At 62.6% G+C, this 2382-nt stretch carries 3 protein-coding genes; 1 reads left to right on the forward strand and 2 read right to left on the reverse strand.

The window, feature by feature from the left end; genetic code table 11:
* On the reverse strand, positions 1-264 hold a 264-nt coding region (locus QZY06_RS16540; RefSeq protein WP_295681331.1), incomplete at its 3' end, for a 2Fe-2S iron-sulfur cluster-binding protein.
* Positions 265-594: 330 nt separating this feature from the next.
* On the reverse strand, positions 595-1083 hold the full coding sequence (locus QZY06_RS16545) for a MarR family transcriptional regulator (protein WP_295686161.1): 489 nt from the start codon (positions 1081-1083) through the stop codon (positions 595-597).
* 381 nt (positions 1084-1464) lie between these two features.
* On the opposite strand from QZY06_RS16545, the gene QZY06_RS16550 reads away from it, so the two are divergent.
* On the forward strand, positions 1465-2331 hold the full coding sequence (locus tag QZY06_RS16550; protein WP_295686162.1) for a hypothetical protein: 867 nt from the start codon (positions 1465-1467) through the stop codon (positions 2329-2331).
* The last annotated feature ends 51 nt before the right edge of the window (positions 2332-2382 follow it).

Here is a 2382-nt window from a genome sequence, read left to right on the forward strand (position 1 = left end):
ACAGGCGAGGATGAAACCGGCGGCGATTTCCTGCTGCGACAGCGTGTAGCCGAAGTCGGTCAGCGCCGAGACGCGTCCGGACTTGAGCTTGCACTTGCAGGAGCCACAGGTGCCGACCGTGCAGTTGTGCGGAAACGGCACGCCATTCTTGAGGGCGGCCTCGAGCATGGTTTCCCCGCTCGGCACTTCGTAGCGCGCGCCAAATGGCGCTACTTCCACAAACTTTGCTTCCTTCGCAGCAAACAGCGATTTCAGAAAACCCATGACGCTCTCCACAAGGCTCCGCGCGACGGGATAGTGCAAAGGGAGCGGAGCAGATGGTATGCAGGCATACGAAGAAGCGCAACGCGTTTTTGCCAGTTTTGTCGTCGTTGACGACGGGCGGTCTGGCTAGGGTCTGCTGGCATTACTTTGCTCACTGCGGCGGAGGTCGTTTTTGCCCAGTGCAACGAGCGAGGAGTGGTCAATGGCCGACCCATTGACGCGACGAGTAAGGCAGCAATGGGCTATGGCCTGCGGTTCGCGCCTCGCCCGGCGGCCCAGATAGATTATTCGGGGCCGGCAACGCAGCGATCAAAGCAATGTCAACAGACCCTAGTCCTCGTCCAGCGACTGGCTGCTGTTATCGAGGCCCATCCGCGACAGCGAATGCTTGATCTGACCCAGCAGCCGAGACAGCGTCTGGTGATCGTCCAGGCTGAGTGCGCCGAGTGCGCGCTGGTTGAAACGATCTTCCTCGATGGTCATCGTCTTGATCAGCGGCTGCGCGGCGCGGGTCAGATAGACGCGCTTGACGCGTTTGTCGAGCGGATCAGCGCGGCGTTCGACCCAGCCGCTGTTCTCCAGCTGATCGACAACGGTGCCGAGGCTGGCCTTGCCCACTTCCAGCACATCGGCAAGCTGCGATTGCATCATGCCGTCGTGGCGTGACAGATGCGCCAGCACCCACCAGCGGGCGCGGGTGATCTTCAGCGGCTTCATCAACTGGTCGTAGGCCGAACGGCGCAGGCGCGACACGTCGTGGATCAGGAAGCCCAGCTTGATCCATTGCCGCGACAGCTCTTCGCTCGGGGGATGAAGCAAGCTGGCATCGCCAGACTCTTCGCCGGGCAGCGAGGCAGAAGACAGGGGTGGCTCGGCTTGGGTCAGAGGCACAGGTCCCGGGGGCGTCGTGGCGGCTTCTGGAGCCTTCGAGGCTGCCGCTGGCGGTGCCTTGGTATTGCGCGTCCTCATCGCAGGTTTTCCCAATTGAATCGGCCGCGCCTGATGTTTCGGGGAGAGATATTCCGCCGCCCGAAATCTTGTCTGAATCATGGCAAACCGTATGGTTCAATACTACAACGGTTCACAGCTGAATCACTTTGCCGAGCGTGCATTTCAGCGTTGATTTGATTGACTTGGGGATTGCCCCTGGCCGATTCTCCGCGGGATTTGATACGCCGCCATACGACAGGAAGCTTGATGATGTCCCGACTGCTGCTGCGCCCCCTTGCTGCGACTGTGCTGACGCTTGCCTTGTCGGCCTGCGGTTTCATTCGCCCTGTTGCCGATCCCGTGACCGAACAGGCCGCCGAACCCGTCGCTGACCCAGCGGCCAATCCGGCGATTGACGGCCAGGCCGCAGCGCCGGAAGTCGCGCCAGCGGAGCCAACCCCTGGCGCGGAAGCTGTTGCTGCGCCTGAAGTCGTGCCCGCTCCCGAAGCCGCCATGACGCCTGAAGCGCCAGCGGCGCCGCCGGCTGGCGTTCCCGAAACCGTGGTTGTCGAAAAGGCGCCGCCGCGCGCTGGCTGGCTGGCCCGGTTCTTCTGGAGCCCGGAATACTGCGACAAGAATCGTGGCAGCAAGGAGGAGCAGTGCGGCGTGCCGCGCCAGGGTTTCGTGCTGCGCGATCTGGTTCATGTCGTCAACGACAAGGACGTCGACGAATGCCCGAATGGTTCGCTGCTGATGTCGCCGGAGATGCTGGCGCAGATGGCCCGCTTCACCAAGAACAAGGTCGAGACGCGCACGACCTGGCGTTTGTACGGCCGCTGCTCGGGGCTATCGGAAGTCGATTACGCCTCGTGGTCCGAGTTCGTCGATCGCCGCATGAGCTGGCCTGAGAACCTGGTCCCGGGCGGCAGGGATGTCAGCACCACGGCGGCCGAGATCGTCGCCACGCTGGCACGGGACAACCCCGGGCTCACCGCCGAGACCGTGGTCCTCCAGTGCAATCGCGCCTGGCTGAAGTCCGTCGATTTATGTCTCGACGAAAACTTCCACTACGACAAGAAGTCCTGCCCGCGAACCAGCAGTTGCGGCAGCAGCATCAAGGTGCTGGGCAAGCCTTGATGCTGCTGCCGTCAGCGGTTCAGAACGCCGCGCTGTACAGCAGGTAAAGGC

The sequence above is a fragment of the uncultured Nevskia sp. genome, from assembly GCF_903885465.1.
Classification (GTDB): domain Bacteria; phylum Pseudomonadota; class Gammaproteobacteria; order Nevskiales; family Nevskiaceae; genus Nevskia.